Genomic DNA, 21,374 nt, shown 5'->3' on the forward strand with positions numbered 1-21,374 from the left:
ACTGTGTGCGATCCGTCGGCTGTCACCGGCCACCGGGCGGGATCCGGCCCGGTGGCCCCGAGGAGGGATCAGTTCCGGCCGGGCAGGGCCCGCTCCAGGATCGCGTCCAGATCGGCGCCGGAGGGCAGCGTGCCGAACGCGTGGCCCCAGTCCCCGCCGAGCCGGCTCGCGCAGAAGGCGTCCGCGACCGGGTGCGGGGCGTACCGGACCAGCAGGGAGGCCTGGAGGGCGAGGGCCATCCGCTCGACCAGCCGGCGGGCACCCGCCTGGTCGGTTCCGGCCAACTGGTCCTTCAGCCCGGCCACGGCGGTGTCCAGGCGGGCGTCCGCCCCGCGCGCGAGGGAGAGTTCGGCGAACAGGGCCTCGGCGGTGTCCGCTTCCCGGCCCAGGGCGCGCAGCACGTCGAGGGCGTTGACGTTCCCCGAGCCCTCCCAGATGGAGAGCAGGGGGGCCTCCCGGTAGTGGCGGGGCATGCCGGACTCCTCGACGTACCCGTTGCCGCCCAGGCACTCCAGGGCCTCGGCGGTGAACGCAGGTCCCCGCTTGGTGACCCAGTACTTGCCCACGGCGGTGGCGATCCGCCGGAAGGCCCGCTCTCCGGCGTCACCGCGCACCGCCCGGTCCGCCGCTCCGGCCAGTCGCAGCGTGAGCGTCGTCGCCGCCTCCGACTCCAGCGCCAGATCGGCCAGTACGTTGCGCATCAGCGGCTGGTCGACGAGCCGCGCGCCGAACGCGCTGCGGTGCCGGGCGTGGTGGCCCGCCTCGACGAGCGTCTTGCGCATCAGGGTCGCCGAGGACATCACGCAGTCCAGACGGGTGCAGTTGACCATCTGGATGATGGTCTTCACACCCCGCCCCTCCGGACCCACCAGCCAGGCCACCGTCCGGTCGAACTCCGGCTCCGAGGAGGCGTTGGACCGGTTGCCGAGTTTGTCCTTCAGCCGCTGGATGCGGAAGGTGTTGCGGCTGCCGTCCGGCAGGATCCGCGGCACCAGGAAGCAGGAGAGTCCGCCCGGGGCCTGTGCCAGCACCAGGAAGACGTCACACATCGGCGCCGACGTGAACCACTTGTGCCCGCGCAGCGTGTACACGCCGGGCTCGCCGGTGGGCGTCGCTTCCGTGGTGTTCGTACGGACGTCGGAGCCGCCCTGCTTCTCGGTCATGCCCATTCCGGCGAGCAGTCCGGGCTTCTCGGTGGGGACGCGCAGGCCCGGGTCGTACGTACGGCTGGTCAGCAGCGGTTCGTAGACCTTGGCGAGTTCCGGCTGAGCGCGCAGAGCGGGGATCGCGGCGTACGTCATCGATGTCGGGCAGCCGTGCCCGGCCTCGGTGTGCCCCCACACCAGACCGCCCGCCGTACGGGCCACATGGGCGCCGGGCCGGTCGTCCGCCCACGGGGCGCCGGCCAGGCCCTCGGCGACCGCTGTCCGCATCAGATGGTGCCAGCTGGGGTGGAACTCGACCTCGTCGATCCGCCGGCCGTAGCGGTCGTGGGTGCGCAGCTCCGGCTCGTGCCGGTTCGCCTGCTCGCCCCACTCCTGGGCCTCCTCGCTGCCGGCGCGCAGCCCCAGCCGCCGGATGCCGTCCTCGGCCCAGCCGGCACCCTCCCGGCGCAGCCCCTCCAGCAGGGCACGGTCGGCGGAGGCGTCGTACGGGGCCAGGGGCGGGGCCTGGTTGGTGACGTCGTGGGTGGCGTACTGCGACTGGGGCGCCGACTGCGCGAGTATCGAGACCATACGGCCATGTTGCACTCATCCTGCGGCTGTAGCAATGATGCAACATGAAGACGCACGTACAGTACGTGCCCATGCGCATGAACACCTCGGTCGAGCCGGGCCGGGCAGGGTTGCGGCCGCTGTCCGCGCGGTCGGTCGTGCTCAGCCTGCTGCTGGGCGTGCATCCGCCGGAGCTGCCGGTGAAGGACCTGGTCCGGCTGGTGGAGCCCTTCGGGGTCGGCGGCTCCACGCTCCGGGCCGCGCTGAGCCGGATGGTGGCCGCCGGGGACCTGCGCCGCACGGACGCCGTCTACGGGCTCAGCGACCGCCTGCTGGCCCGCCAGCGCCGCCAGGACGAGGCGCTGCGTCCTCGCACGCGCGCGTGGGGCGGCGACTGGGAGATGGTGGTGATCACGGCGACCGGGCGCGGCCCCGCCGAACGCGCCGACCTGCGCGGCCGGCTGACCGCCCTGCGCCTGGCCGAACTCCGCGAGGGCGTCTGGCTCCGCCCCGCCAACCTCGCCCGGCCCCTGCCGTCCGACCTCGCGCGCGTGGCCCAGTCCTACACCGCCCGCCCCGACGGGTCCGCGCAGGAGCAGGTCGCCCGGCTGTGGCCGCTGGACGACTGGGCGGCCACCGCACGGACGCTGCGGGCTCGAGCGGCCGGCGCCCGGCACCCGGCCGACCGTCTCACCTCCTTCGCCGCGGCCGTTCGCCATCTGCTCACCGACCCCGTGCTCCCGCCCGGACTCCTGCCCGCCGGCTGGCCGGGGGAGGCGCTGCGCACGGCCTATGCCGCGTACCAGCGGGAGTTGGCGGCCTCGCTGGGGACGACGGGAGCGTGAGGGGTGGCCCGGGTGCGGACGTCGTACGGTTCCTCGCCGGCCTTCCCGGCCACGGCGCCTGCCGGCGCCCCGGAGGCCGCCGTCCGTGGCGGACGGCGGCCCATCGGCGCCTACTCGTAGGTGATGTCCGAGGACGCGTACTTGCAGTACGCGCTGTCCGGACCGGTGCCGTTCTTGGCCGGCTCGGCGCCGGTTTTGTTGCCGATGTACTTCTGGCAGGGAACGATCTTCTTTCCGCTGTCACCGACGATGGTGATGTTCTTCAGCGTCGCGCTGTCGCCGTAGTTGGTGTTGATGCCGACGATCGCGCTGCCCTTGTAGGTCGCCTCGATGGTGTTGAGGTTGATCGTTCGCCTGTACTGCGTCCTGCAGTTGCCGCACGAGCGGACCAGCTTGCCGAAGTTCCGCACGGCGAAGCCGGAGACGTTCAGGGTCCCGGCGCCGTTGAACTGGAACACCTTGTCACTGGCCTCCTTCGCCCCGCCGCCGCTCACGGTGTAGACGTTGGAGGACGAGGAGCCGAGGAAGGTGGCCGCGTCCTCGCCGACGTCCTCCCACCACACGTTCTGCAGCGTGCAGCTGCCCAGGCAGTGGATGCCGTCCGCGGCGGGGGAGCCGATGATGACGTTCTTCAGCACGGTGCCGGGGGCCAGTTCCAGGATCGGGTCCTGGCTCTCGCTCTGCCCGTCGGTGCCGAGGTCCCCGGTGCCGTACAGGCGCTTCATCCCGTAGTCCTTGGTGCCGGACAGCGAGACGGTGGCGGAGACCGCCTGGCTGCCGTTGGCCGTGGGCCAGGTCGCCGCGCCCGCGGTCCCGTCGACAGCCATGACCATGCCATCAACGCCTCGCGCAGGCGGTTTTCGGTCAGTGAGGAAGCGGGGTGGGAGCGCCGTGCCGACCGGTCTAGCGGGTCTCCTCCGCAGGCGTCCCGGGGGCCTCGGCACCGGCGGCCGGGGGGCCTTCCGGCTCGGCGGGCGTGGCCGAACCCGCCTTCGCGGGAAGGTGGTTGAACAGCAGGTTCAGGGCGATCGCCGTCAGGCAGCCCGCACTGATGCCGCTGTTCATCACCGTCTGGAACCAGTCCGGGAACTTCGCGTAGACCGTGGGCACGCCCACCGGCAGCAGGCCGACGGCCACCGAGACGGCCACCACCGTCAGGTTGTCGTTCCCCCTGAAGCCGACGCGGGCCAGCGTGCGCAGTCCGCTCGCCGCGACCGTCCCGAACATCACCAGGCCCGCCCCGCCGAGCACCGGCGCGGGGATCGCCGCGACCACCGCGCCCAGTTTGGGCAGCAGACCGAGCAGGACGAGGATGCCGCCGGCCGCCGCGACCACCCAGCGGCTGCGCACCCGGGTCATCCCGACCAGGCCCACGTTCTGTGCGTACGCCGTGTACGGGAAGGTGTTGAGCACTCCGCCGAGGACGGTCGACAGGCCGTCCGCGCGCAGGCCGTCGGCCAGCGAGCGCGGCTCCACCCGCCGCCCGGTCATCTCACCGACGGCGATCAGGTCACCGGTGGTCTCCGTCATCGTCACCAGCGCCACCACCAGCATGGAGACGATCGCGGACGCCTTGAACCCCGGGGCGCCGAAGTGGAACGGCGTGCTGACCCCCAGCCAGTCCGCGTCCCCGACCCCGCCGAAGTCGGTGAACCCGAACGGCACGGCGACGGCCAGGCCCACCGCGATGCCGATCAGCACGGCGATCCGGCCGAGGGGGGCCGGCGCGAACCGCTGCACGCCGAGCACGACCGCCAGCACGAACGCCGCCAGCGCCAGGTTCCTCGGCTCCCCGAAGTCCTTCGCGCCGGCGCCGCCCGCGGCCCAGTTGCCCGCCACCGGCAGCAGCGAGACGCCGATGATCAGGATTACCGTGCCGGTGACCAGCGGCGGGAAGAAGCGCAGCAGCCGGCCGAAGACCGGTGCGAGCAGCACGATGGCGAGTCCCGCGACGATCACCGACCCGTAGATCGCGGGCAGCCCGCCGCCCGTCGTCCCGATTAGTACCATCGGCGACACGGCCGCGAACGTGCAGCCCTGCATGATCGGCAGCCGTACGCCGAACCGCCAGAACCCGACGCACTGGATCAGCGTGGCCACGCCGCACACCAGCAGATCGGCGGTGATCAGATACGCCAGGTCGGCGGGCGACAGCTTCATCGCGCCGCCCACGATCAGCGGCACCGCGACGGCGCCCGCGTACATCGCGAGCACATGCTGGAGACCGAAGGCCGCCAGCTGCCGTACCGGTGGTATCGCGTCGACGGGGTGGACCTCGGCGGTCGGGGACATGGGGACTCCAGAGCGGCGGTGGGGAAGTGGCATCCGAACAGCAGGTGACCGTAGGCGCCTTGAACAGTCTGTTGATTTCCGGTGGGTTGCCGGTGTGTGTCATGGCCATCCGGAGGCGGTCGACTCCGCTACGCCGTCCGCGCCGCCCCCAGCAGCGCGTCCCAGTCGGCCAGCTTGACCACACCCCGGCCCAGGCGAGTGCCCAGGTCGGCCTCGGCGCGCTCGATGGCCTGCCAGCCCGCCCACGGCACCGGCTCCATGCCCGCCGCCCGCAGCGCCGGGACGGCGTCGTCCGGCACGCCGTCGCGTACGAGCGCGGGCGCGTCCGTGAGCAGGGAGATCGCGGTCTCCTTGGCGCACGGACGGTTGGTGCCGATGACACCCGTCGGGCCGCGCTTGATCCATCCGGCGACGTACTCGCCCGGGGAGGGGGTGCCGTCGCGCAGCACGCGGCCCTCCCGGTGCGGCACGGTGCCGCTCGACGCGTCGAACGGCAGCCCCTCCAGCGGCATCCCGCGATAGCCCACCGAACGCAGCACCAGCTGTGCCGGCACGTCCTCGTACCGGCCGGTGCCCGTCACGCCGCCCTGTCCGTCCGGCGCCGTCCGCTCGAACCGCACGGCACTCACCCGGCCGCCTTCCGCGAGCACTTCCACGGGCCGCAGGAAGAACCGCAGCCGGATCCGCCGGTCCGTGCGCAGGGGCGCGGCGGCCGCCCAGCCGCGCAGCGCCTCCACGTTGCGGTGCTGTACGGCGGGCAGCGCGGAGGGGTCCGCGTATCCGGGGTCCAGCTCCAACTCGTCCGCGTCCAGCGAAACCTGGGTTCCGGGCAGGCCGCCCAGCTCGCGCAGCTCCTTGGTGGTGAAGCGGGCCTGTGAGGGGCCGCGCCGGCCGACCATGTGGACCTCGGCGACCCCGCTCGCCGCCAGCGCGTCCAGCGCCGCCTGCGGCATGTCCGTCGGGCGCAGCTCACCGGCGCCCCGCACCAGCATCCGGGTGACGTCCACGGCCACGTTGCCCACGCCGATGACCACCGCCGACCTGACACCGCGCACGAACCCGGCGTCCACGGCGTCCGGATGCGCGCTGTACCAGGACACGAACTCGGTCGCCGACCAGCTGCCGGGCAACTCCTCGCCCGGGATACCGAGGTGGCGGTCGGTGGCGGCGCCCACGCAGTACACGACCGCGTGGTACAGCGTCCGCAACCGTTCCACGGGCAGCCCGCCGGGCCCGGTCACCCGGACCCCGCCGAGGAAGCGCACCCGCTCGTGCTCCAGCACCGTCCGCAGGCTGCCCTGCAGGGACTTGATCTTCTCGTGGTCCGGGGCGACGCCGTAGCGCACCAGGCCGTAGGGGCACGGCAGCCGGTCCAGCACGTCCACCCGCACCTCGGGATCCAGCTGGACCAGGGTCTGGGCGGTGTAACACCCGCTCGGCCCGGATCCGACGACGGCGACACGCAGCACGGCGGTGCTCCTTGCCCCAAGGAGAGTGTGCGGACGGCTCCAGCATGGCACCGCCGGGCCTCCGGCGGCAGGGGCCGGCGGGGTGATGCGGACGCGTGTCCGCTCTCCAGGTGACCGCCCCGGCGGTCGCTACTCGCCTCGCTCCTCGGTCGCGAAGAACCGCGACAGATCATGTGCGCGCCCCGCCTCGGCGTCCGCGTCGCTCCCCGGCGGTGCGCCCAGCTCCCAGTCGAGTCCGTAGCGCTTGAACAGCTCGGCCCGCAGCGCCGGTACGGGCATCGGTACTCCTGGTACCAGTGCCGCGTACACCGCGCCCATGAGCAGGGCACGCAGCAGGGGGTAGTCGGCCGTCACGTCCTCGGAGCCGTACCGGGCGACGGTGTCGCCGAGCAGCTCCGACAGGCGGCGCTGCTCCGGGCACTGCACGAAGCCCTCGGCCTGCAGCAGCCCCGCCATGTGCTGGCGCATGAGGACCGGCCGGTCGCGGGCGAGCCCGAGGATCGCGTCGATGGCCCGGGCCAGCCGCTCCCGGCCGTCCTCGGTGCGCGGCTCCCGCTCGAGCGCCTCCTCCAGCGTGCGGTGCATCAGCCGGTGCACGGCGGACTGGACGAGCTGGCGCTTGCCGGGGAAGTAGTACGACACCAGTCCGCGCGCCGACCCCGCCCGGTCCGCGATGTCGCCGAGGGTGGTGGCCTCGAAGCCGTGCTCGTCGACCAGCTCGACGGCGGCCTGCAGCAGCCGCTCCCGAGAACGCCGGCGCAACTCTTCATTGACCGAGGCGCTGCGCGGGGACATCCTGTAACTCCTGCGTTGACTGGCTGCCAGCCAACTATACTCAACGTGGTGGCACCGCTGTGCGCGGGGCCCGTTCAGAGCTGCCGTCCGTCTGGGGCGACGCGGGGGATCGTCTCAGACGGGCGGCGTCGGTTCTGTGTGCCGAGTCCGCCTCTGACCGGTGCGTCGCAGGTCAGACCCTGATTCTGGCTACGCCGCTTCCTCGTCGTCCAGCTCATCAGTTTCGCGCGTGGGAGATTTATGGGAGATCAACTCGCGGGGGCCACGCTCTGAACGGCGAGGGCGGGGATCCTCCCACTCGCGGTGGTGATCCTTCACCGCCACCGAGGCCTCCCACAGCTTGTGCAGATCCGCCGCGATGTCCAGCTTCATCGCCGGCGTCGTGTGGGAGTACGTGCCCTCAACTCCAGGAATAACGTGCCGCATCCGCTCCTCGACCGCAACCCTCGGGTGCTTCAGCTCGTCCAGCCACCCCTTCATGCTGTGGCGCAGGCCGTGCGGGACGACGTCCTCGATACCGGCGACGGCGCGCATGTCCGGCAGCCGGGCCGGCCAGCCGAGCCGGTCCGGCTCCGCCTCGTGGCCGTCTACCGAGCGGCGCCGGATGTCCGAGTAGAAGTAGGCACTGGTGCTCATCCTCCGGCCCTCCGCCGACGGGAAGACCCAGGGCGACTGATGCGAGGCCGGCACCTCGCGCAGCAGCTCGGCGAGGAACGGCGGCAAGATCAGGCTGCCTGTGGAGCCGTACTTCGGATCCACCTGGGCCGGCTTGCCGTCCACCGTACTGGTGCTGCTCCTGCACGAGCAGCCGGAACCCCTGGCCGTGGTCTTCGAGGATGAGGTGCTCGCGCCGTAGGCCGGCCGCTTCGGAGATCCGCAGCCCGCAGTAGGCGATGGTGAGGACCAGGGCATAGCCGACGATGCCGCGCATCTCCCGGGCGTTCCGGGCCGGCAGCAGAGCCTGGCGCGGGGTGGCGAGGATCGTCTCCTGCTGCTGCTTGCCCTTGTACTTGCCCCTGCGCCTCGCCGTGAGCGTAGGGACTGGGTTGTCGCCGCGAACCTTCGAGGTGACGGCGTCGTCGAACATGACCCGCATCATCCTTCGCCGCTCTACCGCGGCCAGCAGCCCACCCTCGTCCTCTCCCGAGCCCTCGACATGCTCGCCACCGCCGACGGCCACCTCGACCCCGGCGGGCGCAGCAAGAACGGGAGGCAGCCGTGAGAGGCCTGACCGCCGCGCAGCGGGAGGTGTTGCTGCTCGTGGCCAACCACAACAGCAACGCGGAGATCGCCACCTGGCGAGGCGTCACCCGCCACTCCGTCGCCGAGATCTTGTCCGCCGCCCGACCTCCGGCTCGGCGCCACCGACCGCGCGCAAGCCGTCGCTGTCGCCCTCGCCGTCGGCGAACTCGGCGTCCACCAGATCCATGTGCCCAGCCAGCAGCGAGAGGCAGCAGCATGAGCGACCGCATCGACTGCTTGCCGCAGTGCGAGATCCCCGACGGCGTGGAGCTCACGGAGGTTTCCCGGCCCCGTCACGCCTGGGACGATGTCCTGGCCTGCCCCAACGAGGGCTGCGGGCGCGCATGGCTCGCCGGCCCGGCCGACGACCCGTCGGCCGGGCCCACCGTCCATGAATGCGCCGACAACGACCGTTGCTGGTCGAGAAGGAGAGGCGGTGACCTCAGCTCGAGCCGGTCGGCGCCGTCTCACCCCGGCCGTCATCCGCCTCCGCCTCCGCCTCCGCCTCCGCCTCCGCCGGGCGAAGCGTTTCCTCAGCCTTCCGCCGCGGTGTCCTCGACCCGTACATCGCAGCAGCGGCACGAGCCAGCTGCCCCTGCAACTGCCTGAACGCCGGCGACCCTGACCGCTTCCGTCTGTGACTTCCGCTCATACAGCACCAACGCGCCACCGCACCGCACGTAACCGCACGTCCTCCGAATGGAGCAAGCCGTGAACGACGCCGCCGCCCCGCAGTGCACGATCTGCTGGTGCACCTTGTACGAGGCCGAGCTCGGGCACCCGGCCTGCCGGCCCTGCACCGATCGGGCCGACGCCAACCTCTTGCCGGGCCCGACGGTTTGTACGCCCGACTCGCCGACTCGCTGCACCCCGGCAGCGGCGGGGTCCGCTGTCTCCGGCAGTCGTCCCCCCCGCCCGTCCGCTTGGAGCCGCTGTCGCTCACAGCCCGCGGGGGAGTCGTCACCATCCTGCAGACGTGGCTGATCGACTGGCACGACTCGTGGCCGTTCCTCGACCGCCGCCCCTGCCCCCGGTCGACGACGAAGACTGACAACTCCCCGCCCCTGCTCCGGCAGGCGGCGGGGCGCTTCGTCGTTCCTACGGGCAGTGCTCCCCGTACTTGACTGCGCCGAGGGTTACTGGCTGCCCGTTCAGTTTCGCACCTGCGGCCGGCTTCTGTGCGCACACCTCCCAGTTCGACTCCATCAGCACCCAGCGCTTCGCGCCCGTGGCGTCGTTCACGGTGATCGACGTACCGCTGTCGAGGGCCTGCCGGGCGGCCTTCACGCTCTTGCCACGGAATTACCTCACCGACATCCAGGAGCGCATCCTCCGCTGTATCCGCCGGCACATCGCCGAGCACGGCGAGGCCCCCACCTACGCGCAGATCGGCGCCGCGGTCGGCATGTGCAGCCGCGCCTTCGTCCACTACGAGCTCGTCGCGAAGGGCGGTATCGTCCGCGAGACCGGCCAGCGGCGAGGGATTCGGCTCGCGTGACCAGTACCGGCCGCTCACCTCCGGCGGCCGGCCGGTACAGCACGGCTGGTGGGATCGTGAGGCGACCGCGCGCAGCGAACTGATCCGCTGGGTCGGTGAGTACGGCACTATGCCCGGCGTCCGGGTCACCCTCACCGACGAGGACACCGGCGAGGAGCCGGCCGTCTGGCCGGAGGAGAGTCCCGGCATTGTCAGTGGTCAGTCGTAAGCTCGAGTCATCCATCAGCCCACGCTCTGGGCTTGGTACCGCCCCTGGCCGTGATGCAGCCGGGGGCGGGCTGCTGTCAGGCCCCGGCTCCGCGTGGCGAACGAGCTTCTTCAGCCCCATCTCGACCGTGTACCGGTCGTGCCCGGCTTCCTCGGCGAACGCGGCCTGCACCTCGGCGGCCTGCTTGGCGGTGAGAGTGCCCTGCTGTGCCGCAGCCCAGGCGGAACGTTTCAGCTCGATCAGCTCGCCGGGAAGGTCGAGTTCTGCCACCACGGGATCCTACGCGGCGGTCGCCATCTCCCCGAGCGCCCGCTCCCTCGAGGTCGCCGCTGTCCACTCGGCGATGAGCCGCTGATACACCGGCCGATCCTCCGCCCGCAGCACGCCGCCCGCCTGCTGCATCAGCGCACGAATATCCGCGTTCACGGCCGAGGTCGGCCGCACGACATCCGGAAACGGGGGAGAGGTGGACATGCGAGCAGCGTAGCCGCGGCCACTGACATTGATATTGGTACGCAGGTTCCGGTGGTCGTGGCTCTGCCACTTGGGAGACAGTCCGGCACCAGCAAGCCGGAGGAACACCCAAGCAATCCGGCAGTACGTCAGGTCAGAGGGGCCGCCACCTGCGGAAACGCTGAGTCCTGGCAGGTCCATGCATCGCTGCCGTCCGTCTGGGGCGACGCGGGGGATCGTCTCGGACGGGCGGCGTGGTGCACCCTGTGCCGCCGTCGTCGTACAGCGGGCGGAGTCCGGGTCAGCCGACCAGGTCCAGCACCGGCAGCAGCGCGTCGGGCCGCTGCGCCACGGGCAGATGGTCCACGAAGTGCACACGGCAGCCCAGCGCGGCCGCACCGCCGTCCGCGGCCCTGCTGTCACCGACCATCAGCACCTGCCGCGGATCGACGCCCAGTTGCGCGCACGCGGCCGAGAACAGCCGGGGGTCCGGCTTCTGCACGCCGTGTTCGTACGACAGCGTGTAGGCGTCCACCAAGGGGTCGAGACCGTGCTCACGGAAGACCGGGCGCAGGTCCCAGCCGATGTTGCTGACCACGCCGACGCCGATCCCGCGCTCGCGCAGCGTGCGCAGCACCTCGGTGGTGTCCGGGTACGGCGCCCAGGCGGCGGGGGACATGTGGCGGTCGTACAGCGCGTCGTGCAGATCCGGATCGGGCAGCGGCACGCGCCGTGACAGCCCGGTGTAGGCGGCCCGGTGCAGTTCGGCGCTCTCGTCCCGTACCGCCCACAGTCCGGCCAGGTCCGCCGGCAGGTCGACCGGGTTCGCCCCGCCGGCCAGCGCCCCGGCCACCTCCAACGCCTTCGCCTTCTCCACCAGTTCGGACTCCGGCAGGGTCAGGCCGGCCTCCTCCAGCACGGCACGCAGCCAGGACTCGGTGGACTCGACGCGGAACAGGGTCCCCGAGAAATCGAAGAGCACGGCAGTCATGCGGCGGACTCTACCCGGGCGCCCGGTGCGGCCCGCCGCCACTCGGCCACGGTCACGGCCACCGCCACCACCAGGGCCCCGAGCAGCCAGCCGCCCACCACGTCCGAGGGCCAGTGCACACCCAGCCACACGCGGGTCAGGCCCACGCCCGCCACGGAGACGGCGGCCACGGCAACCGCCGTACACCACAGAGCGCGGCCCGGGCGGTGGCGGTGCAGCAGCCACAGCAGGAGCCCGCAGACCACGGTGGCCGTCATCGCGTGCCCGGAGGGGAAGGCCGCGTAGTGCGCTGTGTCGACGGGATCCGGCCAGACGGGGCGGGGCCGGCCGACGGCCGCCTTCAGGGACTGCTGCACGACCGTGGCCAGGGCCACGGTGACCGCCGGCCACACCGTCGCCGACCAGGCCGCGCGGCGCCACACCAGCCAGAGCACGGCGGCCGCGCACACCAGGCGCATGGTCAACGGGTCCCAGACCCAGTCCGTCAGAATGCGGAAGGCGTGCGTGAGGCCGTGGTCCCGCACGGCCCAGCGGTGCGTGCGCCGGGAGATGCCGCCGTCCAACGCGAGCAGGGGATGCCACCGCGTCGCGACGAGTGTCAGCAGCAGTGCGGAGCAGGCGGCGAGCACGGCGGCCACGACGGCCGCGGTGCGGTGGACGGGCGGGCGGGGCGGGGGCTCGGCGGGTTGGCGGTGCATGCGGCGATCTTCGTCGACGGGACGGGGTACGGGCCACCACCTCCGGCCGTGCGCTCCGGCTCGTCAGCCCAGGGCCCGCAGCCCCGGTACCAGCGCCACCAGGACCGGGATCACCGGCACCAGCGCGGCCGTCGCCGTCAGGCGCAGCCGGTGCAGTGCCGGGAGGCGGTCCGGGGGAGTCAGCAGCCGGTGCACGCGCTGGGGGACATGCGCCTCGGGGGTGGGGCAGGGCCCGAACACGCCCCGGTCCTCGTTGAGTTCGACCAGGGCCAGCGCGGTCGTCAGCCGGCCGAAGCGCCGGGAGGCCATGTCGTCGGCGGCCAGCTCGACCAGCCGGTGCATCTCGTCGCGGAAGGCGGCGAACACCGGCACCTGCGGGAAGCCGCCCGCCAGCGCGGCCGAGCAGTGCAGCAACCAGTCGTGCCGCGCCCGGTCGTGCCCCTCCTCATGGGCGAGCAGCGCATCCAGTTGACGCCCCTTCAGCCGGCGGAGGGCGGCCGTGGTGATGACGAGCCGGGGCGCGGTACCGGGCAGCCGCCAGACGTCGGGGCGCTCCCCCTCCAGCAGCACCAGCCGCCCGCCGGCCGGCTCCTCGCCCGGCAACAGCGGGGCGCGCACGAGGAGTTCGGTGCGCCGCAGACACCGCCGCGCCCGGGCCCGCACGACCTCACGGACCAGCATCGCCAGGCTCCACAGCCCGCCGCAGGCGAGCGTCACCGCGGTCGCCGCCGCCCACGGCCCGGCCGCGCCGAGAGCGTAGGCGTCCACCACCGCGCGCGGAGCCGTCCCGAACACGTGCCCGCGTACCGCCTGCCAGGCCGCCGCCGCACTGAGCGTCATCGACAGCGCGCAGCACAGCAGCACGGCCGCCACCACGCACTGCCACGCCCACAGGGCGACCACCGGCTCACGGTCCGTCCAGTCGGCCCGGGCGAGCAGCCGCGGGGCGACGACGGCGGTCAGGGCGCCGAGCAGCAACAGTGCCACGGGGACCATCATGGGCAGCACCCTATGAGCGACGCGCCGCCCACGGGTACGGTCCCCGGCGCCGAAGTGACGCAGGCAACGCCCGGGTCCTGCCGGGCCCGGCGGTTCACATCGTCAGCAGCATCGCCACCATGCCGATCCCCATCGACAGCCGGCACGCCCGCGCGAGTTCCGGACGGTCGCCCCAGCGCACCGCCACCGTGCCGCCCGCCGCCACCGTGGCGGGCACCAGACGGGCGCCGGAGAGCAGCACGTAGCCGGTGAAGTAGAGCAGCAGCACGCCCGTCACGAGAGGCACTCCGGCGCCGGTGTGCGCGTGGTGGTGAGGGGTGGGGGAGGCCGCCATGGCGAGGGACATGTAGACCATCGCCGCCGTGCCCATCAGATGGTGCAGATGGTGCGGTCCGCCGCGCGCGGCCCACAGGGCGCGCAGTGCCGCCGCGCCGAACACGACCGCGTACAGCGGCCATGCCCACCCCGGTGGAGTGAACACCGCGGCGGGCACGGCCATCGCGGCCATGCCGAAGCCCATGAGCGCCTCGCCGCCCGCGGCGCGGCGCTGCTCCTCGACGGCGCTGCGCATGCGCAGCAGGCAGTAGGCCCCGGTTGCCGCGCACAGCGCGACCAGCAGCCAGGCCGGCCAGGCCGGACCGTGCACGCGTGCCACCCCCTCCCGACGGTCGGTCGAGGATGCGATGCCCACGGCACGCGGGGCACACGCGAGCGCAAGGGTGTACACGGGGAGCATTCACCGGAGCACAGCAGGTGAGAAAGGGCACGGCGATATGTTTTACGAGTAAAACACGTGCTAAATTAGTTGTATGAGCAGTGCGACCCGTCTCCGTCTCCCCCTCACCGGTGTGCTCCGCCTCGGGCGGCCCTCCGACATCTGGTTCAAGCCCGCGCTGAGCGTGGTGGCCGCGGTCGCGCCGCCCAATCTGACCCTGCTGGGACTCGGCCGCCTCGACCTCGCCATGTACACGATGGCGGGCTCCCTCTGCGCGCTCTACGGCCACAACCGGCCCTACGCCGCCCGGGCCAGGGCGCTGGTCTGGGTGGTGCTCGGCATGGTCGGCGGCCTCGCCGTCGCCCTCGTCGCGGCGTCGCTCACCGGCGACGCCGTCGTGCTGGTCACCGTCGGCGCCGTCATGGCGGCCGCGCAGAAGGCGGTGTGCGACGCCACGCGCATCGGCCCGCCCGGCAACGTGGTCCTCACTTTCATCAGCTCCGCCTCCCTGTTCGCGCCGCAGAGCCTCGGCCAGGTGCCCGGCCATGTCGGACTGGCCCTGGCGGCGGGCGCCTGGGCCTGGCTCGTCGGCATGGCGCCGGGCCTGCTGCGCCCGCACGGCCCCGAACGCCGCGCCACCGCGCGGGCCCTGAACGCGGCCGCCGCGTACGCCGCCACGCGCGGCACCGCCGACGGCCACGCCAAGGCCCGCGCCGCGAGCGCCGCCGCCATCCACGCAGCCTGGCAGTCGCTGCTGGCCGCCGGCGCCCGCCCCGACCGCACCCGACGCGCCCTCGAACGGCTCCTGGTCCGCGCCGAGGTCGCCCTCGCCGCGCCCGCCGACACCGACCCCGAGCGGCTGCGGGCCTGGGCCCGCGACCTGCGCGGCACCGGCCGCGTCCCGCGCGTCGCGACCCCGCGCGAGTCGGCCGACGAACTGCTCGGCGTGGAAACCGCACTCGCCTTTCCGGGCCGCTCGCTGCGGCATCGGCTCGCCCCGCTCGCGCCCCTCGCCGTCCGCACCGCGATCGGCTGCGCCCTCGCCGGATACGCCTCCCTGGCCCTCGGCGTCGGCCGCCCCTACTGGGCCCTGGTCACCGCGGCCTCCCTCTACCAGGCCAACGTCACCCTCACCTGGAGCCGGGGCATCCAGCGCGTCGTCGGCAACCTGGCCGGCGTCCTGGTCTTCGCCGTGGTCGCGCCCGTGGCGCACCTCCACCCGGCGGCCCTGGTGCTCTTCTGCGTCGCCTTCAACTTCGGTGCCGAGGCGCTGATCAGCCGCAACTACTGGCTCGGCAGCGTCTGCGTGACGCCGATGGCCCTGCTCATCACCGAGTTCGCCCGCACCCAGGACCCCGCCCGGCTCATCACCGAGCGGGTCGCGGACACCCTCGTCGGCGCGCTGGTGGGCTTCGTCGCGGCCGTGGCCGTCACCAACCGGCGCGCGGGCGACCGGATCGAGCACGCCCTGACCACGGTCGAGAGCGCCCGCGAGAACGCCGCCCGCCTGCTCGCCGAGCCGCACCCGGAACCTCGCGCCCTGGAGGCCGCCCGCCGTGCCCTCGCCGCCGCTCTGGTCGACCTGCGGGCCACGGCCGACGCGGCCTCGGGCGAGTGGTGGCAGCGCGCGCTGCCCGAGGAGCGGGTCGTGCTCGCCGAGCAGTCCGGACACCGTACGCTCGCCGCGACGGTACGACGCCAGGGGCTCGCGCCTCTGGAGCGGGACACGGGCAGGACGACGGAGGACGCACGGCCATGACGCCGACGAACGGACGACCGACGGCCGGGGGAGCCGAGGCCGGCGGTGCTGCGCGGAACGGGCGGCCGGAGGCCGACGGCGGCGCGGTGAACGAGCGGTCCGCGGCCGGAGGTGAGGCGGTGCGGAGCGACACCGTGGCATCGGTCGTCCGGCAGTGGCGGGCCGTGCACCCCGAGCTGGACACCGGTCCCATGGAGGTCATCGGCCGGATCAACCGCTGCGCCGCCCTCCTGCAACAGGCCGAGGACGCCCCGCTGCGCCGGGCCGGTCTCAGCCGCCCGGAGTTCGACCTGCTGGGCGCGCTGCGCCGCACCGGCCACGAGCTGACCCCGGGAGAGCTGGCCCGGGAGACCTTCTCCTCGGGGGCGGCCGTCACGAAGCGGCTCAAGCAGCTGACCGAACGCGGACTGGTCGAGCGGCGCGGCGACACCCGGGACCGCCGGGTGGCCCACCTCCGCCTCACCGACGCCGGCCGCGACCTGGTGGACGGCATCCTCCCCGAACAACTCGCCTACGAGACCTCCGTGTTGTCCGTCCTCGCCCCCGACGGCCAGGGCGAACTGGCCGCCCTGCTCGCCGACCTGCTCAGCCGTCTGGAGGGCCGCACGGGCGCCCTGCGCGCCTGAGCACCGGGTGGCGACGGCCACGCCGGGAGGGCGGCGTCACTCGTCGTCGACGTGCCTGAGCACCGCGTCACCGGGGATCCAGGGGAACCTGATTCCCGGAAACCCGGCCGGCCAGGGGCCGTACGGGTCGAAGGCGAGGACCGCGTCGACGAACGGCCGGGGCGGCAGACAGCCGTGGTCGACGACATAGTGGCCGATGAGCTGCGGCGCGGCGAAGGCAGTGCCGTGCGGGCCCGGCACGCGGATCTCCCCGGTTCCGGCGCTCGCCCGCAGATGCTCCGTCCGGGGCTCGTACCAGGGGTGGGAGTCCGGCAGCGGCGCGGTGCAGAGGTCGCACTCGTGCGGGCCCAGCATGACGTCGACCCGCTGGGCGCCGAGGACGGCCGACAGCCTGTCGGCGAACTCCCGGGGAGCCGGGCCGCAGGTCCAGGGCCGGCCCGCTTCCAGCCGGCCGACACTGAGCCGTTCGTAGACCGGCTGGAAGCCGACGAACCGCATGTCGTCGGTGAGGTCGGCGAATTGATCGCCTCCGTCCCAGTACGCATAGGGGCTGAGATCCTCGTAGAACATGCGGCCATCTTCCCGCCCCGGCACACGAGGCCGGCCGCTCAGCCCTCCTCGTCCGCCTTGTGCACGCCGAACGCCGCTCCCTGCGGGTCCCGCAGCACCGCGATGCGCGGCCCGTCCGGCACGGACGAGGGTGGCATGACGACGGCGCCGCCCGCTCCCTCGGCGACCTCCGCCGTCGCGTCCACGTCGTCCACCGCGAAGTACGGCAGCCAGTGCGGCGTCACGTCCGGCGGGAACCGGTCGCCCATGTCGGCCATGCCGCCGAAGTCCTCCCCGTCGATGCCCCACTGCGTGTACCACTCGGAGGCGTTGACGCTCCAGCCGAAGACCGTGGTGTAGAAGTCCCGGGCCCGGTCGGTGTCCCGGGTCGCCAGCTCCACCCAGCCGAGCGTGCCCGGCGCGTTGAACAGACCGGCGCCCGGGAAGGCCCGCGCCTGCCACAGCTGGAAGGCCGCGCCCGTCGGGTCGAGGGCCACCGCGAAACGGCCCACGTCGAAGACGTCCATCGGGCCGAGGACCACCGTCCCTCCGGCCTCCGACACCCTCTGTGCCGCGTCCTCCGCGTCCGCCACCGCGAACGACACGTTCCAGGCGACCGGTTGGGACTCCTGGTACAGCGGACTGAGCGCGGCGACCGCCGCGTCCCCCAGGTGCGCCACCGTGTAGCCGCCCGCCTCCTGCCGCGGATCCGTCTCCGGCCGCCAGCCGAACAGCTCCGTATAGAACCGCTTGGCCCCCTCCAGATCGCTGGTCCCCAGCTCGGTCCAGCAGGGGCCGCCGATCACCGGCTTGTCGAACTTCATGAGGGCTCCTTCCGGCGTGGCCGCAGCGAGCAGGGGCTGTCCGCGCACGAACGGTCCCCCTCCTGGCACGCTAGTCCCGGCCGTCCGCACGGGCCATCGGGAGACCGGCTCCCTTGGCGGTGACGGTTCCGGCGTGCGGAAAACCGTTGGTGCGAACCCGACTCGGAAGGCGAGTCCGCGGGATCGGGGACGGACCACCCTGTGCGGCGGAGCGACCGCGCTGACGGTCGTCTGCGCTGCCCTCGCCGCGTGTCACCCAGCACGGGCCGGGGCTCCCGCGCTCGCCGGGGAGATCGCGCGCCACCACGGGCGGGGCGAGGAGGGCGGCCGCCTGCGCTCCGGCGCCGGACGCCTGGAGCCGTGGCGCACCCGGGACACCCTGCGCCGCCTCCTGCCGCCCGCTCCGGCACGGTCCCGGACGGGGGAGGCGCCAGCGGTGTCCACGCGCAGTGGCTCGCCGCCGACGGCTACGCGGTCCAGCTGGTGGGCCCGGTGCCGCCGCACGTCGAACGGGCGGCCGGCTGCGTGGTGGGAGCGCGAGCCTCGGCGCCGCCCGCGCCCTGGCGGCACCGCGGGCGTCCGTCGACGTGGCCCTGCTCCTCGGCCCCCTGTACCACCCGCCCGAGCGGGAGGACCGCGTCCGGGCGCTCACCTAGGCCCGCCGGGCACTGCGGCCCGGCGGGCTGCTGGTGGACGCCACGATCAACCGGTACGCGGGACTGCACGACACCCTCGCCACCGGCCCGTACTTCGACCCCGGCCGGGGGCCGCAGATCGAGGCCGCGGCCCGGGACGGCCTCTGATGTCCGACGCGCGGAGCGAAGCCGATGTTCACCACGGCCTGCTTCCACGAGCCCGCGGACGTACCGGACCAGTTCGCGGCCGCGGGCCCGGGCGCGAAGGGCCAGTACGGCGTGGAGGGCGCCGCCTGGCGCATGGGCGACCTCGCCGACCGGCTCGACGACCCCGAACGCCGGGAGCCGGTCCTGCGCGCGCTGCGGCAGACGGAGTCCGTGCCGTCGCTGCTCGGCGTCAGCGGCCACCTGCTCACGGCGGGTCGGCCCCGGGACACCCGTGAGGACCGGACCGGCGACGCGGGAGGCGCCGGTTAGATGCCCGGCCGGTAGCGCAGCGGATGGTCCGAGGGCACCTCCACGAGCACGATGCGGGTGCCGTCCGGGTCGGCGATCCACATCTCGATCAGACCCCACGGCTCCTTCACCGGGGGCCGCACGACCTCGACGCCCTTGGCCAGCAGCTCCTCGTGCGCACGGGCGGCGTCGGCGACCTGGAGCCAGAGCTGCACCGACGGGGCCGGCGGGGTCTCCGAGCGCCCGGATACCTCCAGGAAACCGCCGCCGAGGAAGTAGACCGTCCCGCGCTCCGGGCCCGTGCCGAACTCCCGGTAGACGGCGAGGCCCAGCTGTTCCCCGTAGAAGGCGCGGGAGCGCTCGGGGTCCGTGGGGTGGAGAAGTGTCCGGCTGCTGAGTACATGCACCATGCACGCGGAGCCTAGTGGCACAGTTACCCTCATCCCTGGCTCAGCCGCGCCCGAGATCGGAGACCGCCCCCCATGGACACCATGGACACCACCACCACCGCCGCCGGACCGACCTTCCGAGACGCCACCGACGCCGACGTCGACGCACTGGTCGCGCTGATCGAGTCGGCGTACCGGGGCGACGCCAGCCGGGCCGGGTGGACCACCGAGGCGGACATCCTCGAAGGGCAGCGGACCGATCCGGAGGGCGTCCTGCAGGTCGTCAAGTCGCCCGACAGCCGGCTGCTGACCGTCGAGCAGGACGGCCGGATCGTCGCCTGCTGCCAGCTGGAACACCGCGGCGAGCACGCCTACTTCGGCATGTTCGCGGTCAGCCCCACCCTGCAGGGCGCGGGCCTCGGCAAGGCGGTCATGGCGGAGGCGGAGCGACAGGCCCGCGCGACCTGGGGCGTCACCGAGATGCACATGACCGTGATCTCGGTACGGGCCGACCTGATCGCCTGGTACGAGCGCCGCGGCTACCGCCGTACGGGCCGGATGACTCCCTTCCCGTACGGCGACGAGCGCTTCGGCATCCCGCAGCGCGACGACCTTCAGTTCGAACTGCTGGTCAAGCCGCTGGTGTGACGTCCCTGAGGGGATCGCGCCGGCGCACCCGGGCTCACGCGGTGAAGCGGCCCGTGCGCTTGATCTCCGGGTAGTCGGTCGTCGCGCCGTCCAGTTGGAGCGCGCGGACGAGCCGCAGGTGGTCCTGCGTGTTGACCACCCAGCCGATGATCTTCAGATCGGCCGCGCGCGCGTGCTCGACGACCTCCAGGGTCAGCCGCCGGATGTTGAGACAGACGGTGGTGGCCCCCACCGCCTTGGCGCGCTCGACCACATCGGTGCCGTAGCGGCTCCCGATCAGTGCGGTCCGCACGCCCGGCACCAGCCGGGTGATCTCCGCGACCGCCTCGTCGTGGAACGAGGACACCTCCACCCGGGAGACCAGGTCGCGGCGGTGCATGACCTCGGCCAGCGCCCGGGCCGCCGCCACGTCCTTGATCTCCGCCTGCAGGGGCGTCTTCACCGCGTCCAGGACCTCCTCGAAGAGCGGCACCCGCTCCCCGCGGCCCGCGTCCAGGGCACGCAGCTCCGCGAGGGTCTTCTCCGCGATCGGGCCGGTGCCGTCGGTCGTGCGGTCCACCTCCGCGTCGTGCATGACGACCAGGGCGCCGTCCTTGCTCAGGTGGAGATCGAGTTCGATCAGGTCGAGGCCGGCCTGCTGCGCGGCGACGAAGGAACGGAGGGTGTTCTCGGGCTCGACACCCATGACCCCGCGGTGACCGATGGTAAGGAAGTTCAAGGTTCAACTCGCTTCCGTCGACGGCGGCTCGGCACCGGCGGACCTGACCGGACGTCGTCGTCCGCGCGGCAGGCTCGCAGCCTAATGGCCTGGTCCCTGGATGAACCCGCACCTGCGCGGGGGATCGGGGCGCGGCGCGCGCGAAACCTGGCTCGTATCCGCCCCCATGGTCACCCGGACGTGGGCGAGTCCTCCTGGCATTGACCGGCCGGATCCGATCGGTTCCGCTCCGACCTCGCCGTACCGTCCGCCCTCGTGGCGAAAGTGACCGCCGTCACGGTTTGCCGCAGGAAAAACAGCGGTGACCATGCGGATCGGCAGAAAAATTTCCCGAGTTGCCTCTTGCTGAGAGAAACGGGGTATGCATACGGTGTCCATACGCGAGTTTCTCCCGTGGAGGATGGGACATGACGGAAATTCTTGTGCAGGCGGCTTCGGAGGACCAGGTTCCTTCGCTGACCAGGGTGGTTGAGCACCCGGCCTGGCCCGTGCTCAAGGATGCCGTGGAGCAGATCCGGCCATGGCAGTCGACGGACGGATCGATCGACTTCGAGGCCGAGGGCGCCCCGGTCCGTGCCGACGCCGAGGCGGCCGTGGGCCGTGTGGCCGAGGCGGTCGAGCAACTGTCCCCGCTGCTCCCGCACGACGCCGCCTACCACGAGGCGCTCGTCAAGGACCTGCACCGCTGGGTCGAGGGCGGCTTCCAGGTGCCGGACTTCCTGGACTCCCTGCTGGCCTTCCAGCCCGCGGCGGGTCGCGCCGACGGCCTGCAGCACCTGGTCGTCTTCCCGATGTACACGCAGAACGGCAACCCGGACCGCAATCTCGAGGCTGTCGTGCTGCGCATGGT

Annotated in this window: 22 protein-coding genes; 7 read left to right on the plus strand and 15 right to left on the minus strand. The window is 72.9% G+C overall.

Features of this window, described 5'->3' with window-relative positions; genetic code table 11:
• Positions 1–68: 68 nt before the first annotated feature.
• Entirely contained in the window at positions 69–1,736 is a 1,668-nt protein-coding gene (locus tag AC07CM_RS38465; protein ID WP_478881167.1) for a DNA alkylation response protein, read from the minus strand.
• A 71-nt stretch (positions 1,737–1,807) separates the two neighbouring features.
• On the opposite strand from AC07CM_RS38465, the gene AC07CM_RS38470 reads away from it, so the two are divergent.
• Entirely contained in the window at positions 1,808–2,560 is a 753-nt protein-coding gene (locus AC07CM_RS38470) for a PaaX family transcriptional regulator C-terminal domain-containing protein (RefSeq protein WP_478881186.1), read from the plus strand.
• Positions 2,561–2,670: 110 nt separating this feature from the next.
• Here the strand turns inward: AC07CM_RS38470 and AC07CM_RS38475 are convergent, their stop codons facing one another.
• The 5 genes from AC07CM_RS38475 to AC07CM_RS38495 all read right to left on the minus strand — a co-directional run bounded on the left by AC07CM_RS38475 (position 2,671) and on the right by AC07CM_RS38495 (position 7,896).
• Positions 2,671–3,393: a pectate lyase gene (locus AC07CM_RS38475; protein ID WP_478881168.1), complete on the minus strand. Its 723-nt coding sequence runs from the start codon at positions 3,391–3,393 to the stop codon at positions 2,671–2,673.
• 70 nt (positions 3,394–3,463) lie between these two features.
• On the minus strand, positions 3,464–4,852 hold the full coding sequence (locus AC07CM_RS38480) for a nucleobase:cation symporter-2 family protein (RefSeq protein ID WP_478881169.1): 1,389 nt from the start codon (positions 4,850–4,852) through the stop codon (positions 3,464–3,466).
• A 128-nt stretch (positions 4,853–4,980) separates the two neighbouring features.
• The gene (locus AC07CM_RS38485; RefSeq protein WP_478881170.1) at positions 4,981–6,321 is read right to left on the minus strand and encodes an FAD-dependent oxidoreductase; all 1,341 of its coding nucleotides are present in this window, start codon (positions 6,319–6,321) and stop codon (positions 4,981–4,983) included.
• Positions 6,322–6,450: 129 nt separating this feature from the next.
• Positions 6,451–7,116, minus strand: a complete 666-nt coding sequence (locus AC07CM_RS38490) for a TetR/AcrR family transcriptional regulator (RefSeq protein WP_478881171.1) — start codon at positions 7,114–7,116, stop codon at positions 6,451–6,453.
• A gap of 189 nt (positions 7,117–7,305) precedes the next feature.
• On the minus strand, positions 7,306–7,896 hold the full coding sequence (locus AC07CM_RS38495; RefSeq protein WP_478881172.1) for a hypothetical protein: 591 nt from the start codon (positions 7,894–7,896) through the stop codon (positions 7,306–7,308).
• Positions 7,897–9,586: 1,690 nt separating this feature from the next.
• Here AC07CM_RS38495 and AC07CM_RS38500 point away from each other — a divergent pair.
• Positions 9,587–9,856: a LexA family protein gene (locus AC07CM_RS38500; protein WP_478881173.1), complete on the plus strand. Its 270-nt coding sequence runs from the start codon at positions 9,587–9,589 to the stop codon at positions 9,854–9,856.
• 487 nt (positions 9,857–10,343) lie between these two features.
• Here the strand turns inward: AC07CM_RS38500 and AC07CM_RS38505 are convergent, their stop codons facing one another.
• The 5 genes from AC07CM_RS38505 to AC07CM_RS38525 form a co-directional block, all read right to left on the minus strand.
• Positions 10,344–10,538, minus strand: coding sequence for a hypothetical protein (locus tag AC07CM_RS38505; RefSeq protein ID WP_478881174.1), 195 nt, complete (start codon positions 10,536–10,538; stop codon positions 10,344–10,346).
• A gap of 280 nt (positions 10,539–10,818) precedes the next feature.
• A complete protein-coding gene (locus AC07CM_RS38510) occupies positions 10,819–11,508 on the minus strand; it encodes an HAD family hydrolase (RefSeq protein WP_478881175.1) in 690 nt (229 codons plus the stop codon).
• Positions 11,505–12,206 carry a phosphatase PAP2 family protein gene (locus tag AC07CM_RS38515; protein ID WP_478881176.1) on the minus strand — a complete coding sequence of 234 codons (702 nt, stop codon included), beginning with the start codon at positions 12,204–12,206 and terminating at the stop codon, positions 11,505–11,507. The genes AC07CM_RS38510 and AC07CM_RS38515 overlap by 4 nt, the downstream gene beginning before the upstream one ends.
• A gap of 63 nt (positions 12,207–12,269) precedes the next feature.
• The gene (locus AC07CM_RS38520) at positions 12,270–13,205 is read right to left on the minus strand and encodes a M56 family metallopeptidase (protein WP_478881177.1); all 936 of its coding nucleotides are present in this window, start codon (positions 13,203–13,205) and stop codon (positions 12,270–12,272) included.
• Positions 13,206–13,299: 94 nt separating this feature from the next.
• Entirely contained in the window at positions 13,300–13,851 is a 552-nt protein-coding gene (locus AC07CM_RS38525; protein WP_478881187.1) for a DUF5134 domain-containing protein, read from the minus strand.
• A 163-nt stretch (positions 13,852–14,014) separates the two neighbouring features.
• Here AC07CM_RS38525 and AC07CM_RS38530 point away from each other — a divergent pair, with 163 nt between their 5' ends.
• Positions 14,015–15,679: an FUSC family protein gene (locus AC07CM_RS38530; RefSeq protein WP_478881178.1), complete on the plus strand. Its 1,665-nt coding sequence runs from the start codon at positions 14,015–14,017 to the stop codon at positions 15,677–15,679.
• Positions 15,676–16,305 (plus strand): MarR family winged helix-turn-helix transcriptional regulator, encoded by a 630-nt coding sequence (locus tag AC07CM_RS38535; protein ID WP_478881179.1) that lies wholly within the window; start codon positions 15,676–15,678, stop codon positions 16,303–16,305. The genes AC07CM_RS38530 and AC07CM_RS38535 overlap by 4 nt, the downstream gene beginning before the upstream one ends.
• A gap of 36 nt (positions 16,306–16,341) precedes the next feature.
• On the opposite strand, the gene AC07CM_RS38540 is transcribed toward AC07CM_RS38535, so the two are convergent.
• Positions 16,342–16,875: a DUF7919 family protein gene (locus AC07CM_RS38540; RefSeq protein WP_478881180.1), complete on the minus strand. Its 534-nt coding sequence runs from the start codon at positions 16,873–16,875 to the stop codon at positions 16,342–16,344.
• Positions 16,876–16,913: 38 nt separating this feature from the next.
• Positions 16,914–17,678 (minus strand): VOC family protein, encoded by a 765-nt coding sequence (locus AC07CM_RS38545; RefSeq protein ID WP_478881181.1) that lies wholly within the window; start codon positions 17,676–17,678, stop codon positions 16,914–16,916.
• An 827-nt stretch (positions 17,679–18,505) separates the two neighbouring features.
• Here AC07CM_RS38545 and AC07CM_RS38550 point away from each other — a divergent pair.
• Positions 18,506–18,790 (plus strand): hypothetical protein, encoded by a 285-nt coding sequence (locus AC07CM_RS38550; RefSeq protein WP_478881182.1) that lies wholly within the window; start codon positions 18,506–18,508, stop codon positions 18,788–18,790.
• Here AC07CM_RS38550 and AC07CM_RS38555 read toward each other — a convergent pair.
• A complete protein-coding gene (locus tag AC07CM_RS38555) occupies positions 18,787–19,179 on the minus strand; it encodes a VOC family protein (RefSeq protein ID WP_478881183.1) in 393 nt (130 codons plus the stop codon). The two genes, AC07CM_RS38550 and AC07CM_RS38555, sit on opposite strands and share 4 nt — an antisense overlap.
• A gap of 81 nt (positions 19,180–19,260) precedes the next feature.
• Between AC07CM_RS38555 and AC07CM_RS38560 the strand changes: the two genes are divergently transcribed.
• On the plus strand, positions 19,261–19,806 hold the full coding sequence (locus tag AC07CM_RS38560; RefSeq protein WP_478881188.1) for a GNAT family N-acetyltransferase: 546 nt from the start codon (positions 19,261–19,263) through the stop codon (positions 19,804–19,806).
• Positions 19,807–19,840: 34 nt separating this feature from the next.
• On the opposite strand, the gene AC07CM_RS38565 is transcribed toward AC07CM_RS38560, so the two are convergent.
• Positions 19,841–20,524, minus strand: coding sequence for a glycerophosphodiester phosphodiesterase (locus AC07CM_RS38565; protein ID WP_478881184.1), 684 nt, complete (start codon positions 20,522–20,524; stop codon positions 19,841–19,843).
• 407 nt (positions 20,525–20,931) lie between these two features.
• Between AC07CM_RS38565 and AC07CM_RS38570 the strand changes: the two genes are divergently transcribed.
• Positions 20,932–21,374: DUF6421 family protein (locus tag AC07CM_RS38570; protein WP_478881185.1), on the plus strand; the 443-nt coding region annotated here is incomplete at its 3' end.

It is taken from the genome of Streptomyces sp. NPDC044061 (genome assembly GCF_056434305.1).